Source organism: Halogeometricum sp. S3BR5-2 (assembly GCF_031624635.1).
GTDB classification, from domain to species: domain Archaea; phylum Halobacteriota; class Halobacteria; order Halobacteriales; family Haloferacaceae; genus Halogeometricum; species Halogeometricum luteum.
Window position 1 is genome coordinate 586,886 of record NZ_JAMQOQ010000001.1, and the last position, 14,322, is coordinate 601,207.

The window sequence follows — 14,322 nt, forward strand, 5'->3', positions numbered from 1 at the left end:
ATCGTTTCACCAGCTTAGATGTAATATTAACTTATTTACTCTGCAATTTTGTCGAAATATAGTTAAATGTGCGCTTAAATCTCCAGAAGCCTTTTTGACCGGGGAGAGCGACGGGAGAACAATGGCTACCGACGACGACGCGTCCCCGCCGGTCCGACGGGAGTCGGGCGGCGACGACGAGGACGCGTTGGAGGGGGCGGTCGGCGGCGACCGGGTGGCTCTCGACGGCGACGTCGCACCGGGAGGTGCGGCGGACCGGGAGTCGAAGGACGCATCGACTGGCGAGTCCGGGGACGGAGCGAACGCGACCGTCGGCGAGTACACGTGGGCGCACTTCCTCGACGAGTTCGGCACTGACGGCGACGTAGAGGCGCTCTACGGCGGTCTCGACCCGCGGACACCGCGCGCCGACTCGCGCTGGGACGACGGCGACGAACCGGCCGCCCCGCCGCGACCGACCCGCGAGGACTGGCGGAACGTCGAGTTGGACCCGACCGAGGAGCGCTACCTCGGACACCACCCCGTCGACACCGAGGACGAGGTTCGCGCGGCGGCGGGCGAGGCCGCCCGGATTCAGCGCGAGTTCGAGGCGTTCTGCGACCCCGAGACGACGCCCGTGGTCAAGGACGTCTGGATGTGGGAGCACTACAAGCGCGAGTACTACTACGAGGACGACGGCTCCCGACCCCGCGACGAGGAGGGGGAGATAGAACGCTTCGACGCCGAGGACGCCCTCGGGTTCGACCCCGACGTCGTCGAGAACGCCCTCGCGCGCGGCGCCCGACGCGCCGAGGAACTGGACGAGGTGGTCGACGAACGAACCGTCGACGTGAACGAGGAGTTGGACGAGGACGCCTTCTTCTCGGACGACCGCGGTCTGACGACGGCGGCGAACCGCTACGACCTGGAGAAGGCGGTGCCGATGGAGAAGAAGACGCACTTCCGCGAGGTGGAGCGCTACTGGGTGAACAAACCCCACTCGTTCGTCGTCATCTTCCGCTCGACGAAGGAGAACGAGACGAAGTACTACGTCGTCGAACCCTACCAGAACGAGATCGAGGCCGACCTCACGGAGTTCCTCACCGGGAAACTCCGCACCGCCATCAAGTACGACGACGAGAGCACCATCGGGACGGAGGACGGCACCCGGCGCCGCGTCATCGAACGGCAGTCGCTCGAACTGCTCGAACGCTACGACCTGTACGACCCCGGTCCGGACGGCTACTCCGACTCGCTGTCGCTGCTCCCCGAAGCGGGCGAGGCCGACGCCGCCGACGGCGGCGAAGCGGAGGGGCCGGGAACGATAGAGACGCTCCTCGGACGCCTCGGACTCGGCGGGAGCGACGGCGATGGCGACGGCGGGGTCGACGACGAGTCAGACTGTGGGACGGAAACGGCGGCCGCGGACGGCGGGGCGGTCGTCGACGGGCCGCGGGACGGAACGGTCGGAGCGCTCGCCCGCCGACTCGGACTGGACGAGTCGTCGCTCGGCGGCCGACTCGACGGTCTCTTCGCTAAGCCGCCGCGTGGGCGGGCGGGCCTCGACGGCATCGCCGCGCGTCCCGAACCCGCGGTGCTCGCGGAGGACGCCGCGACGCTGACCGAGTACCAAGTCGAGAAGTTGCTGTACTACCTCCGGCGGGACTTCATCGGCTACGAGCGAATCGACGGCGTCAAACACGACATCAACGTCGAGGACATCTCCTGCGACGGGTACAACTCGCCGGTGTTCGTCTACCACTCCGACTACGAGCAGATCATCTCGAACGTCTTCCACGGGAAGACGGAGTTGGACGACTTCGTCGTGAAACTCGCCCAGCGCTCCGGGAAGGGCATCTCGAAGCGCCGCCCGCAGGTGGACGCGACGCTGCCCGACGGCTCCCGGGCGCAACTCACGCTCGGCCGCGAAGTCTCGGACCACGGCACGAACTACACCATCCGGCAGTTCAAGGACGTGCCGTTCACCCCTATCGACCTCGTCAACTGGAACACGTTCTCCCTGGAGGAGATGGCGTTCCTGTGGCTCTGCATCGAGAACCACAAGTCGCTCATCTTCGCCGGCGGGACCGCATCCGGAAAGACCACCTCGCTGAACGCGGTGTCGCTGTTCATCCCATCGAACACGAAAATCGTCTCCATCGAGGACACCCGCGAGGTCGAACTCCCCCAGCGGAACTGGATCGCCTCCGTGACGCGCCCGTCGTTCTCCGACGACGACAAGGGCGACGTGGACGAGTTCGACCTGCTGGAGGCCGCCCTCCGCCAGCGTCCCGACTACATCGTCATGGGCGAGATACGCGGCGAGGAGGGACGGACGCTCTTTCAGGTGATGTCGACCGGACACACCACGTACACGACGTTCCACGCCGACAGCGTCGGCGAGGTGCTGAAGCGCTTCACGACCGAACCCATCAACGTCTCGAAGACGATGTTCACCGCCCTCGATTTGGTGTCCATCCAGATGTCGACGCGCGTGCAGGGCAACAAGGTCCGGCGGAACAAGTCGCTGACCGAGATAAACCACTACGACGCCGAGAACGACGAGATCAACGTCCAGGACGTCTACCAGTGGCAGGCCGAGAACGACGAGTACCTCCAGATGGGCTCTTCGAACACCTTAGAGGAGATACGCTTCGACCGCGGGTGGACCGAGGACACCCTGGACCACGAACTGTTCCTCCGGCGGGTCGTTCTCGCCTATCTCATCGACCGCGGCCTCAACACGTACACGCAGGTGGCCGCCACGCTCCAGGCGTTCATCAACGACCCCGACACCATCCTGACGCTGATGGCCGAGGACGAACTCGAACGGAGTCTGGAGGACCTCCGCGAGATGGAGTCGGTCCACATCAACGTCGACCCCGAGAAGGAGGAGATGGTCCCCCGGCCGGACCCGCCCGAGGAGGTGCGGGAACTCTGCCGGGCCATCCTCGACCGGGCCGAAGCGGAACTGTTCGGCGACTACCGCGGCCGGGAGACCGGCGAGGTGGCCGACGCCCTTCGGGAGATGGGGGACGAACCGGACGTGAGCGCGCGCTACGAGGACCACTCGGCGCTGGACGCCCTGGACGAGGCGACCCGACCCGACCCGGAACTGACCGAGGGTGACGAGGCGCCGCCGGAACTGGCGGAGGGCGACGGGGACGCCGGGCCGAGCGAACTCGAAGACGAGGGGACGCCCGCACTCGACGCCGGCGACGCGGCGCCCGACGGCGCGGACACCGCGGAGGCCGCGGACGACGCCGCCGCACCCGCCCCCGAAACAGACGACGGTGCGGTCGACGCCGGAGACGGGACGGCCGTCGACGGTGCGTCTCCCGACGACGAGACGACCGACGGCGGAGCGCCGTCGGTCGAGGAGTTCGGCATCGAGGACCTCTTCGGCGCGGACGCCGGGAGCGAACTGGACGACGTCTCCGCCGAATTGGAGGAGGACGGCTGGGGCTTCGGGGAGTTCGAGGACGCCGACCCGAAGGACGTCGCGGACGGCCGGAACGACGGAAGCGACGGCGGAGGCGGCAGCGCCGACGGCGGTGGAGACGGGGAGTCGAGTAGATGAGCCTCGACTCGCCCGCCTCCGGACCGGGGGGACTCGACCGGAGCACCGACGCCCTCGGCGACGCGTTCTACCCGCTGTTCCGCCTGCTGTTCGACGAGGAGGGCGACTTCGTGAACGACATCGGACGGAAACTCGAACAGGCGCGGATGCCGGCGACGGTGGAACTGTACCTCTCGCACGCCCTCGCCGTCGGCGTCCTCGTCGGCGGGGTGCTGTGGCTCCTCGGGTCGCTGCTCTGCTACGCGCTGTTCGCGTTCGGCGTCGTCTCGCCGGCGACGCTCAGCATCGGCCTCCCGGCTCCCGACCCGGGGACGGCGGCGTTCCTGGAGTCGCTGAAGACGCCGTTCGCGGTGCTCGTCTCCGGCGTCGTCTTCGGGAGCCTCGGATTCGGCGCGGGGTTCGGAACGCTCGTGGCGATGCCGTACTCGAAGGCCTCCACCCGGAAGCGCGAGATAAACATGCTGCTGCCCGACGCCGTCTCCTTCATGTACGCCCTCTCGGTGGGCGGGCTGAACCAACTGGAGATTCTGGAGGCGATGGGTCGGGCGGAGGACACCTACGGCGAAGTCGCCCGCGAGTTCCAGAGCATCGTCCAGGAGACGGAGTACTTCGGCACGGACTACCGCACCGCCATCCGCGAGCAGGCGCTGGTGTCGCCGTCGAGCGAACTCTCGCAGTTCCTCACCGACATGCTCTCCATCGTCAACTCCGGGGGCAACATGGAGCGGTTCCTCGACGACAAGAAGGACAAGCACATGCGGACGGCCAAGCAGGAGCAGGAGATGACGCTGGAGACGCTGGAACTGTTCGGGGAGATGTACATGACGCTCTCGCTGTTCCCGCTTCTCCTCATCATCATTCTCGTCATCATGAGCATGCTCGGGCAGGCCCAGGAGTCGCTCCTGTACGCGACGGTGTACGGGCTCATCCCGCTGACCGGCGTCGGTTTCCTCGTCCTCGTCTCGACGGTGAAGCAGGACGAGCCCGGCGACGGCTACCTCGACCCCTCGGGCGCCTCCGACCGCCTCCGGCAGGGACACAAGGAGGGGCTGTTCCACATGGGTCTCGTCGAGAGCTTCGTCGGCGAGCACACCCTCTTCGACCGCGTCCGCTCGCGCGAGGGGACGTACAAGACGAAGCAACTGCTCGAACGACCGCACCTGTTCTTCCGCGACAACCCCCTGTACACGCTGTTTCTCACCGTCCCCGCCGCCCTGGCTCTGCTGGGGACGGCCGTCCTCGGCGGGGCGGCGCCGCTGTCGTGGGACGCGATGTTAGAGCGGCCCATCTGGGGCACGTTCGTCTGGTGGTACGTCCCCGCCTACACCGTGGGCATCCCGCTGGCGTTCTTCCACGGGTGGAACACCCGCTCGCGACAGGCCGTCGTCGGAAAGCTCTCGGAGAACCTCCGGAAACTCTCCAGCGCGAACGACACCGGCCAGACGCTCCTCGAATCGGTCAAGACCGTCTCCGACACCTCCTCCGGAAAGCTCGCCGACGAGTTCGAGGTGCTGTACGCGAAGGTGAACTACGGGATGAGCCTCCGGTCGGCGCTCGTCGAGTTCAACAACAAGTACCACATACCGCGCCTCGCCCGGACGGTGAAGCTCATCACGAAGGCGCAGGAGGCCTCCAGTCAGATCACGGACGTGCTGACGACGGCGGCGCAGGCCTCCGAGAACCAGGACGACATCGAACGCGAGCGGAAGTCGCGGACGATGATGCAGGTGGCCATCATCCTCATGACGTACGTCACGCTCCTGGCCGTGATGGCCATCCTGAAGACGCAGTTCCTCGACGTGATGGCGGGGCTGACCGCGCAGGCGAGTTCGAGCGGCGGGTCGCAGGCGGTGCAGGGCGGCCCGGACTTCGGCGGCGGCGTCGACACCGCCCTGCTCTCGCTCCTGTTCCTCCACGCGGTGACGCTGCAGGCGACGCTGTCGGGTCTCATCAGCGGCTACATCCGGAACGCGGACATCGTCTCGGGCGTCAAGTTCGTCGTGATACTGCAGACCGTCGCGCTCGCGGTGTGGGCGGTGGTCGGATGACCTCGCTCGCGGCCGACGACCGGGCGCAGACGGTGCAGGACTTCACGCTTGGAATCAGCGTCTTCCTCCTCGCGGCGGCGACGACGTTCGCGTTCGTCCCCGCGGTGTACGCGCCGTTCGACACGCCGGTCGAGAGCGGCGACGCCGCCCGCGCGGAGCGAATCGCCATCGACGTGCGAGAGCGCATCACCGACGAGTCGGGGGTGAGAGTGGACGCCGACGCGAGCGACGCCTTCTTCGACGCGGAGACGGCGGCGTCGCTCCGGGCGACGTACGGACTCGCCCCACGGAAGCGCGTGAGCGTCGAGTTGGTCGGCGCGGGCGCGCGGGCGGGCGACGACTACGCCGGAGAGCCGACGGCGTCGGTGACGCGCGTCGTTACCGGCCCCGGTGCCGAGTGCGACCCCTCGTGTTCGCTCGTCGTGAGGGTGTGGTGATGGCCGACGGAAACGGCGACCGCGGACAGGCGTTCACGCTGGAGGGCGTCGCCGCCGCCATCGTCCTCCTCTCGGGCGTCCTCCTCGCCTATCAGGCCATCGTGCTCACGCCGACGACGGCGGGCACCGTCGACCGGGACGTGAAGTCCCACCTGCGGACCGAGGCGCAAGACGTCCTCGACATCGGACACGAGGAGGGCGAACTGCGGGCCGTCGCCCTCCTGTGGGACGCCTCCGCCAACGGGAGCGTCGGCGCGTTTCCGGAGTCGAACTCCTCCACCTCGGACTCGTGGTCGTACACGAACGCGTCCGGCTACGTCGAGTTCGGCCCGAGCGGCGAGATAAACGGGTACGGTCCCCCTGGTCGGATGCACGAACTGCTGAACGACTCGTTCACCGAGCAGGGGTACGTCTACAACGTCTACTTCGACTACCGCGACGCCGCCGACCCGACGACGACGCGCACCGTCGCCGTCGTCGACCGGGGGACGCCGACGGACAACGCCGTCACCGCGAGCGTGACGGTCACGTTGTACGACCACATGCGCCTCCACCGAATCGACGACGCCGGCGGGACGGCGCGGCCGGTCCCGACGGCGACGACGCTCGCCGACGCCGACGGCCGGTTCTACGCCGGCGACCTGTCCGGTCCGGTGTACAACGTCGTCACGGTGCGGGTGGTGGTGTGGTGACGCGGTTCCGACGCGAGGGCGCGCCGCGCCGCGACAGGGGGCAACTCCTCCTCGCCGGTTCAGTCGCCGTCGCCGTCGTGTTCATCGGCCTCGTCGTGGTCCTCAACGCGGGCCTGTACACGGCGAACGTCTCGCCGCGCGCGGGCGTCGACTCCGCCGGTGACGCCGGGACGGCTATCGATTCGGCGCGCCGCGACGTCGGAACGCTCGTGGTGGCCTCCTCGTACCGCGTGGTCGACGGGCGGACGTACCTCCACCCCTCGCGCCTCGCGGACAACCTCACCGCCTACGAGGAGTACTACGGCGCGGCGGTGGCCTCGACGGGGAACGGCGCCGTCACCGTCTCCCTGAACGGGACGACAACCGGGTCGCACTCGCTGGTGGCGCAGACGGACCGGTCGCGGGCGTTCACGAGTCCGGGCGGCGCGGAGAACTGGACCGTCGTCTCGGACGCGGGGGAACTCACCGAGTTCAACGTCACCGTTCTGCGCTTCCCCGTCCACCGGGCGCAGAACGCGACGGCGCGCGTCGTCGTCGACGACGGGACCGACCGCTGGCGCCTGTCGACGTACTGGGACAACCCGCGGAACGAGGCGCGCGTCCTCGTCGAGGAACCGGACGGCACCGTCACTGACTGCGTGTTCCCCCAGTCCGGCCGGCGGAACGACACCGGCGTCCGCGTCGACATCAGCGGAGGAGAGATTCACGCCCCCTGCGCCGACGGCGACGACTCGTTCCGCCCGCCGGACGAGACGCTGAGCGGCGACTACGACGTACGGTTCGTCCACGACGGACCCGGGGCGACCGACCGGATGACGGGCACGTACGGGTTCGTGACCGACGGCGACCCGCACGCCGGGTTCGCCGGCGACGTCGGACCCGCGCCGTTCGTCGTCCCCGAACTCGAATCGGCGACGGCGGACGTGGCGTTCTACTCGGCGAGCGTCGACGCCGAGACGACGGTGACGGTCACGCCCAACGACGGCCTCCCGTTCGCCCTCGCCTCGCCGCCGACGGAAGGCTTCGACACCGTCCCGGGGACGGCGCCCGATTCCGGCGGCCTCGCCGGCGGCACCGGCCTCGTCGCCGGCGGGATGACGTTCGCGACGGGCGCGGGCGACCGCGTGGCGACGCTCGCGGAGAACGGACAGGCCGCGGCGACGTACAACGCGACGGGCGTCGTCGCGGTGGGCTCTCAGCGGGCCGACTTCGACGGCGACGGCTACCCCGACGCGGCGTTCGTCGACGGCGCCGGGCGCCTCTCGGTCGTCGACGGCAACGACGCCGGGCCGCGGACGCTCGCCTCCGGCGCCGCCGACCGGCGCTTCGTCGTCACCGACTGGGGCGGCAGCCTCTCGGTGTACTACACCACCTCGTCGGGGCAACTCCGCCGCGCGGCGCCCGGCGAACCGTCGACGGTCGTCCCGGGCGTCGACGCCTCGGCGGTGGCCGGCGCGGGCGACGTGGACGGCGACGGCGCAGAGGAGTTGGTGTACGTCGACGACTCCGCGGGCGCGGTGCGGTATCTCGAACTCGACGGGTCGGTGAGCGACGGCGGTCCGTCGGTCGCCGGTCCCGACGCCGTCGGACGGCCGTTCGACGCGGACGGCGACGGCGACGAGGAGGTGCCGTTCTTCGACGGGAGCGAGATCGCGCTGTACGACGAGGACGGCGTCGACTCCCTGGGGAGTACGGCGGGCGAGGCGACGGCGACGAGCCTCGGCGTCCTCGACCTCGACCTCGACAGCGACGAGGAGGTCGTGTACGTCGACGCCGACGGCGAGTTGCGGGCGGTCGACGTCGCCGACGACGCCGCGAGCGCCGTGGTCGACGACGACGGCGACCCCGTCGCGGCCGACGGGGGGGCGGGGGTGGCCTGACGTGGACGACCGCGCGCTCTCCTCGCCGATGACGCACGTGCTGACCATCGCCATCGTCACCGTCCTCGTCAGCGGCCTCCTCGTCGCCGCGGGGTCGACGCTCGCCGACCAGCGGGAACACGCCGCCGAGGAGCAGTTGGAGACCATCGGTCACCGACTCTCGCTGGAACTCGCCACGGCGGAGCGACTCGCCGCGCGCGGGACCGGCGGGACGGCGACGCTGCGCGCCGACCACGTCGACCGGGTGACCGGCCGGTTCTACACCGTGCGGCTGACCGACGACCCGGACGCCTGCGGCGGCGTCGAACCCTGCCTCGTCCTGCAGTCTTCGGACCCGGACGCCCGCGTCGCGGTGCCCGTCCGCGTGGACGCGGCGGTGACGGAGTCCACCGTTCCGGGCGGCCGCGTCGTCGTCGTCCACGACGGCGGCGCCGTCAGGCTGGAGGCGAGCGCATGAGCGGACGGCTCGACGACCGGGCGGTGAGCGAGACGCTGGGGTTCATCCTGACGTTCTCCGTCGTCGTCGCCTCCGTCGGCGTCGTCTACACCGTCGGCTTCGGCGCCGTCACGGACCTGCAGGACGCCGAGCAGGACGCGAACGCCGAGCGAGCCATCGGCGCCCTCGCGGAGAGCTTCGGCGACGTCGAGCGCGGCGCCGCCCCCGCGCAGGCGGGCGAGGTCAGACTCGGCGGGTCGCGCCTCCGCCTGGCCGACGGCGAGGAGATGACCGTCTCCGTCGGCGGCGGCGGCGCGCCGTACGTCCACGCGACGACGCCCGGCGCCCTCGTCTTCTCCGACGAGGACGTCGCCGTCGCCTACGTCTCGGGGATGGTCGTCCGGACCGACCGAACGGAGGACGGAGACGTGCTCGGCCGGTCGCTGGTCGAGCGGCCGTCGTTCGCCTGCCGGCCCGAACAGGCGACGGTGTCGCTGGTCGTCCTCAGGGCGGCGGGGGGCGCGGAGAACCCGGACGTGCGGACCGACGGCTCGGTGCTCGTGACCGGGAGCGCGGAGTCGCGGAGCCTGCTGTACCCGGCGACGGGGACGTCGCCGAACGCCTCAACGGTGACGATAGACGCCGGCGCCTACGCCGACGCGATGGCGCCGTCGATGGCGGAGTCGGGGTGGACCCGGAGCGGCGACGAGTTCACCTGTTCGACCGAGCGCGTCTACGTGACGCGGACGCTCCTGCGCGTCTCGTTCGTGTCGTAGCCGACCGGGAAGCGAGAGAGAGAGAGAACGAGAGCGGGGTCGTCAACCGCTGACGACTCGGACCTGGTTGGCCGCGATGTGGACGTGGAAGTCGGTCCCGGCCGACTGCGCCCGTTCGAGTTCGAACAGCACGACGGCATCGTTGTAGTCGGGGTCGCCCGACCCCGCGGCCGCCTCGGGCGTCGCGTCGGGGTCGGAGAGTTCGTAGAGGAAGACGGCTTGGTTCTCGTCCAGTCGGAGGCGGCCGTCCTCGTCTATCTTGTCGCCTAAAATCTCCTCGAGACCGAGTTGGTACGGCGCCGCCTCCTCGAACGACGGCACCCTGTCGCCGTCGCCGAGGACGACGAGGTTCGGATCGTCCGTCGTCGAATCGATGCTGATGCGCTCGCCGTCGTTCGGGTAGCGGCCGTCGGTGTCGCGCGGGCGGACCTGGTAGTAGGTGTCGCCGTTCCGCTCGACGGTGCGGTTGTCGGCCCACTCGTTGTCGGCGGCGTACCACGACGTCGCCTCGACGCTCACCGTCGACCCCGCCTCGCCGTCGAACGAGTAGGACCACTGCTCGGGTTTATCCGGGTCGTTCAGGTCCTTCGCGATTATCTCGTCGGCGTACGGGTCGGGGTTCGCCGGCCACGGCTCAACCGCCTCGCCGTCGATTCGGACGCTGAAGTTGATGGGCGCGTAGTAGATGCGGCCCCAACTCGACCCCGACAGCTCCGTCGCGAGAACGTCGACGCGCGCGGAGAAGTTGCGCTGGATGGTGACGTTGCTCGACCCGCTCTGCCACACTTCACCGAGGCCGGTGAGATGCGTCGAGACGGTTCGCTCGTCGTCGTCGTACGTCATCTCTCCGCCGACGCGCTTCTCGAAGAACTCCCCCCACGCCCGGTAGTAGGCGCTCTGCTCGACGGTCACCGTCATGTTCTGCGGCTGCGCGCAGGCCGGTTTCGAGAGCTCCTCGCGGACCTGTCGGGCGAGTTCGCGCGAGGCGGCGACGTCTTTCGTCGCCGTCAGCCGGTTCGTCTGGCCGTCAAGGGGACCCGAGAGGCTCACCATCGGGAAGTTCACCGTCCCGTCGCGGTACTGGAGGTCCGGCGGCGACACCATCTCGGCCCCCTCGGCGGTGGTGCGCCAGACGCCGCCGCCCTCGTAGGCGACGGTCCGCCCGTCGTCCAGTTCGCGGACGATGCTCCCCATCGTCACGTTGACCCGACAGGCCGGGTCATCGTTCATCGTCACCACGAACCGGGAGTCGTCGCGAACGGTGACGCTCTCGTCGGCGCCGCCGAACAGGACGACCTGTCCGCTCTCCTCTTTGTACGCGACGCGGCTCAACCGGGAGTCCGCCTGACGCATCGACTGGACGGCGTTCTCCCCGTCCGTCTCCACCGACACGTCCCGGAGGGCCAGCGACCCGATGTAGACGGTGATGGTCGCGGTGGTGGCGACGAGTCCGACGAGGAGGACGACGCCGAGAACCTCCGATTGCGCGCGCGCGTTCGATGCCATGGTCGCCTATGGGGTGCCGAGAACATTATTCTGTTGCAAAAGTTAACTGACAAGGATAGTAGAATGTCTCGAAGAAGTGATAACACGGGCGGCCGCAAAGAGGCGCATGGCTGATGCGTCCCCTCGACCCGGTCGGCTCTCGACGCGCACCCGAATCGCCCTCGCCGCGTTCTGCGCGCTCGTGATGTTGTATAGCTTCGTCATCGCCGGGCAGATACTGCTCGGCGTCCTCGCCTGCGCGTTCGTCGTCACCGCCGTCGTCGCGTACAAACTCGTCGGCGCGTTCTACCGCTTCGTCGACGCCACCGAACGCATCGCCGCGGCGTTGGAGTCGAGAGAGGGGACGGGTCGGACGACCGGCGGCGACTCACGCGGCGGGAATCGGGCGGCCCGGTCCGATGACCCGGGAGAACGGACGGAAACGGCCGACGGCCGGTCCCGCGACCACCTCGAAGACCGGTGGTGAGGCGGCCCGAGTCCGTCGGCGGCCCCACCGTCGGTCACTCCAACTCGACGTGTTGCTCCTCGCCCGGGCGCGAGGCGTGGCCGTAGTTGAGGAGGCCGACGAAGACGGACCCGCCGACGACGTTGCCGAGCGTGGTCCAGACGAGGAAGTGGGCGAGTCCGGCGGGGCCGACGCCCTGACCCAGGAGGAGCGCCGTCAGCACCTCCGTCGTGCCGAGGATGCTGTGGTGGAACGGGCCGAACCCGATGAGCGCGGTGACGAGGAGGACGAACAGGATGCGCCCGACGGTGTCGCGGCTGGCGGCCGACAGCCACGTGACGAGTCCCATCAGCCACCCGGCGACGACGCCGCTGAGGAGGACGACCCACCACGGGTGGGGGACGAGTGCGCCCGCGAGCGCCCCGAACGACGATGAGTCGACGACGCCCATCGCCGGCCCGAGCGTCGCCGCGAGCGCCGAGAAGGCGACGCAGCCGAGCAGGTTGCCGACGTAGGTGACCCCCCAGACGCGTCCGAGTTCGCCGAGGGACGCCCGGCCGTCGACCACCGGGAGGATGGCCATCGTCGAGTGCGCGGTGAACAGTTCGGTCTGGCCGACGACGACGAACAGGAACGCGATGGAGGAGATACCCGCCAGCACCGTCTGCTGGACGAGCGTCGACTCGAACCCGCCGGAGAACGTCAGCGCCATCGCCATGAACAGCGCGCCGAAACTCAGGTTGAGGCCCGCGGCGAACGCCGAGAGGAACACCCCTCCGACGGGCCGGTGAATCTCCTGTAGCGCGTTCTCCATCTCGCGTTCGAGGATGTGCCGATACGACAGCGTCGCGCCGGAGTACTCCGACTCGTCCGAACTCATCTGATTCTCCGATGTTTCTCGCGGCCGGTGTAACGGTCTTTCGGCGGGTGGATCTGTCTCGAGGGGGATAGATTAACCGCCGCGGGACGGGCTCGCTTTCGGATATCGTGCCAATTACTAACACTTGACCAGACTATCTGCTCCAGATGGAACCCGAGGGCGTGCCATCGAGACGAGACGTGCTGAAGGCCGGGGCGGCGGCCGCCGGACTCGCGGCCTGGGGGTCGTTCCCGGCCGCCGCCGCGGGCGCGACGGGGATATCCGGTCCGACGACCATCACCGAACCCGGCGACTACGTTCTCACCGCCGACGTCGACGCCGAACGCGGTCCCGCCGCCCTCGACGTCGCGGCGAGCGACGTCACCGTCGACGGGCAGGGTCACACCGTCGGCAACGCGAGCGGAGAGTGCATCAGCGTCTACCGCGGCGCGAACGACGTGACCGTGAAGAACGTGCGCGTCTCCGGCGAACGGAACGGAGTACACGTAGCGGGCGACGACGCCACCCTGTTCAACGTCCTCGCGGAGGGCAACGGCGAGTCCGGCGTCCACCTCTCCGGCGGGAAGCGGGCGCGAACCGAGTCGTGTCTCCTCCGCGAGAACGGGCGGTACGGCCTCACCGGGGCCGACAGCCGGGAGTACGGGAGCGCCGACGACGCGCTGGTTCGCGCGTGTCTCGTCGCCGACAACGGCTACGCCGGCCTCGCGTTCCGGCGCACGACGGGCGTCGCCGTCGAACGCTGTCTCGTCGCCGACAACGGCGTCGCGGTTCCGAACCGGGGACACGGCGTCGAATTGATCGGGGACACCGACGACCTGCGGGTGGCGGACAACCAACTGCTCTCGAACGCCGCGGACGGCGTCGGGGGGCCCGCCGGCGACGTAAGGGGTCTCAACGCCGTCGGCAACGTCGTCGCGGACAACGAGCGTGTCGGATTCAGGTTCGACGACCTCTCCAACGCGGACGTGAAGCGGAACACGTTCGCGCGCAACGAGGTCGGACTCGAAGCGTACGCGACCGACTCGCGCGTCCTGCACAACCAGTTCGTCGACGACGATTTCGGGGGAAGCTACACCGACTCGACCGTGCGCGGCAACCGAATCGTCGGGGGCAGCGTGAGCGTCGGCGACTTCATACGAAGCGTGGTCGTCGAGAACCTCGTCGTCGGGGCCGACGACGACGGGGTCTCCCTCGTGTCGATGATAGACAGCGAGTTCGGGTCGAACACCGTCGTCGGATGCGGCGGGGACGGCGTCGCGACGGCGCAGTGTTACGGGTGCGACGTGCAGTGGAACACCTTCTCGAACAACGCCGAAGAGGGGTTCTCGATAACGTGGGGTTCCGACTCGACGTTCAAGTTCAACACCGTGTTCGGCAACGGCGGTGACGGACTCAAACTGACCGCGTCCGAGGACGAACCCGGCGCGTTCGTCGTCCGCAAGAACACCGTGAGCGCGAACGGCGGGGTGGGCGTCCTCCTGCGCGACGCCGCGGGCAGTCGGGTCACCCGCAACGTCGTCTGCGCGAACGACCGCGGCATCGACGTCTCCGCGCCGATGGACGACGTCGACCCCGCCGAACTCGAAGAGAACGTGGTCGAGAACAACTACGTGTGCTGAGCGGACGGTCGCGGTCCGAACGTCCCGTCGACCGTTCGCCGCCG

11 protein-coding genes are annotated in these 14,322 nt (G+C 69.1%); 9 read left to right on the plus strand and 2 right to left on the minus strand.

Translation table 11 applies throughout. The features are described 5' to 3' along the window. Positions 1 to 121 precede the first annotated feature (121 nt). Genes NDI79_RS03025 through NDI79_RS03055 form a run of 7 tightly spaced genes read left to right on the plus strand, consistent with a single transcriptional unit; the run spans position 122 to position 9,828 of the window. Positions 122 to 3,559: a type II/IV secretion system ATPase subunit gene (locus NDI79_RS03025; RefSeq protein ID WP_310926967.1), complete on the plus strand. Its 3,438-nt coding sequence runs from the start codon at positions 122 to 124 to the stop codon at positions 3,557 to 3,559. Further along, positions 3,556 to 5,607, plus strand: a complete 2,052-nt coding sequence (locus NDI79_RS03030) for a type II secretion system F family protein (RefSeq protein WP_310926968.1) — start codon at positions 3,556 to 3,558, stop codon at positions 5,605 to 5,607. The genes NDI79_RS03025 and NDI79_RS03030 overlap by 4 nt, the downstream gene beginning before the upstream one ends. Beyond that, a complete protein-coding gene (locus tag NDI79_RS03035) occupies positions 5,604 to 6,044 on the plus strand; it encodes a DUF7287 family protein (protein WP_310926969.1) in 441 nt (146 codons plus the stop codon). The genes NDI79_RS03030 and NDI79_RS03035 overlap by 4 nt, the downstream gene beginning before the upstream one ends. Beyond that, positions 6,044 to 6,736 carry a DUF7288 family protein gene (locus NDI79_RS03040; protein ID WP_310926970.1) on the plus strand — a complete coding sequence of 231 codons (693 nt, stop codon included), beginning with the start codon at positions 6,044 to 6,046 and terminating at the stop codon, positions 6,734 to 6,736. Before NDI79_RS03035 ends, NDI79_RS03040 begins: the two co-directional genes overlap by 1 nt. Next, positions 6,733 to 8,616: a hypothetical protein gene (locus NDI79_RS03045; protein ID WP_310926971.1), complete on the plus strand. Its 1,884-nt coding sequence runs from the start codon at positions 6,733 to 6,735 to the stop codon at positions 8,614 to 8,616. The genes NDI79_RS03040 and NDI79_RS03045 overlap by 4 nt, the downstream gene beginning before the upstream one ends. Before the next feature lies 1 nt (position 8,617). Continuing rightward, positions 8,618 to 9,073, plus strand: a complete 456-nt coding sequence (locus NDI79_RS03050) for a DUF7266 family protein (RefSeq protein WP_310926972.1) — start codon at positions 8,618 to 8,620, stop codon at positions 9,071 to 9,073. After that, positions 9,070 to 9,828 carry a DUF7289 family protein gene (locus NDI79_RS03055; RefSeq protein ID WP_310926973.1) on the plus strand — a complete coding sequence of 253 codons (759 nt, stop codon included), beginning with the start codon at positions 9,070 to 9,072 and terminating at the stop codon, positions 9,826 to 9,828. Before NDI79_RS03050 ends, NDI79_RS03055 begins: the two co-directional genes overlap by 4 nt. A 42-nt stretch (positions 9,829 to 9,870) precedes the next feature. Here the strand turns inward: NDI79_RS03055 and NDI79_RS03060 are convergent, their stop codons facing one another. Then, positions 9,871 to 11,334, minus strand: a complete 1,464-nt coding sequence (locus NDI79_RS03060; protein ID WP_310926974.1) for a DUF7289 family protein — start codon at positions 11,332 to 11,334, stop codon at positions 9,871 to 9,873. 106 nt (positions 11,335 to 11,440) lie between these two features. Here NDI79_RS03060 and NDI79_RS03065 point away from each other — a divergent pair, with 106 nt between their 5' ends. After that, positions 11,441 to 11,800, plus strand: coding sequence for a DUF8066 domain-containing protein (locus NDI79_RS03065; protein ID WP_310926975.1), 360 nt, complete (start codon positions 11,441 to 11,443; stop codon positions 11,798 to 11,800). A gap of 34 nt (positions 11,801 to 11,834) precedes the next feature. Here NDI79_RS03065 and NDI79_RS03070 read toward each other — a convergent pair whose 3' ends face one another. After that, a complete protein-coding gene (locus NDI79_RS03070; RefSeq protein ID WP_310926976.1) occupies positions 11,835 to 12,659 on the minus strand; it encodes a formate/nitrite transporter family protein in 825 nt (274 codons plus the stop codon). A gap of 161 nt (positions 12,660 to 12,820) precedes the next feature. Here NDI79_RS03070 and NDI79_RS03075 point away from each other — a divergent pair, with 161 nt between their 5' ends. Then, a complete protein-coding gene (locus tag NDI79_RS03075) occupies positions 12,821 to 14,278 on the plus strand; it encodes a right-handed parallel beta-helix repeat-containing protein (RefSeq protein ID WP_310926977.1) in 1,458 nt (485 codons plus the stop codon). Positions 14,279 to 14,322: the final 44 nt, after the last annotated feature.

Bases quoted from the DNA above. Each gene is read 5' to 3' on its own strand.
- NDI79_RS03025 (WP_310926967.1), top strand. From the start codon at position 122: ATGGCTACCGACGACGACGCGTCCCCGCCGGTCCGACGGGAGTCGGGC.
- NDI79_RS03030 (WP_310926968.1), top strand. From the start codon at position 3,556: ATGAGCCTCGACTCGCCCGCCTCCGGACCGGGGGGACTCGACCGGAGC.
- NDI79_RS03035 (WP_310926969.1), top strand. From the start codon at position 5,604: ATGACCTCGCTCGCGGCCGACGACCGGGCGCAGACGGTGCAGGACTTC.
- NDI79_RS03040 (WP_310926970.1), top strand. From the start codon at position 6,044: ATGGCCGACGGAAACGGCGACCGCGGACAGGCGTTCACGCTGGAGGGC.
- NDI79_RS03055 (WP_310926973.1), top strand. From the start codon at position 9,070: ATGAGCGGACGGCTCGACGACCGGGCGGTGAGCGAGACGCTGGGGTTC.
- NDI79_RS03060 (WP_310926974.1), bottom strand. From the start codon at position 11,334: ATGGCATCGAACGCGCGCGCGCAATCGGAGGTTCTCGGCGTCGTCCTC.
- NDI79_RS03065 (WP_310926975.1), top strand. From the start codon at position 11,441: ATGGCTGATGCGTCCCCTCGACCCGGTCGGCTCTCGACGCGCACCCGA.
- NDI79_RS03070 (WP_310926976.1), bottom strand. From the start codon at position 12,659: ATGAGTTCGGACGAGTCGGAGTACTCCGGCGCGACGCTGTCGTATCGG.